At 54.6% G+C, this 251-nt stretch carries 1 tRNA gene; it reads right to left on the reverse strand.

The window, feature by feature from the left end:
• Window positions 1–96 precede the first annotated feature (96 nt).
• Window positions 97–173, reverse strand: a tRNA-Asp gene (locus tag ACNQO6_RS18460).
• Between the last annotated feature and the right edge of the window lie 78 nt (window positions 174–251).

Here is a 251-nt window from a genome sequence, read left to right on the forward strand (position 1 = left end):
CCGCGACCCTCGGCGTGACAGGCCGATATTCTAACCAACTGAACTACCGCTGCACGATAATTTTGCAATTATAGTAAACGACTATTAAAACTTAAGTGGCGCAGCGGACGGGGCTCGAACCCGCGACCCCCGGCGTGACAGGCCGGTATTCTAACCAACTGAACTACCGCTGCACTTGAGTCTTAACGTAAAGGCTTGGTGGGCGCTGACGGGATCGAACCGCCGACATTCTGCTTGTAAGGCAGACGCTC

This window comes from Acinetobacter calcoaceticus (assembly GCF_051947995.1).
In the GTDB taxonomy this organism is placed as follows: Bacteria; Pseudomonadota; Gammaproteobacteria; order Pseudomonadales; family Moraxellaceae; genus Acinetobacter.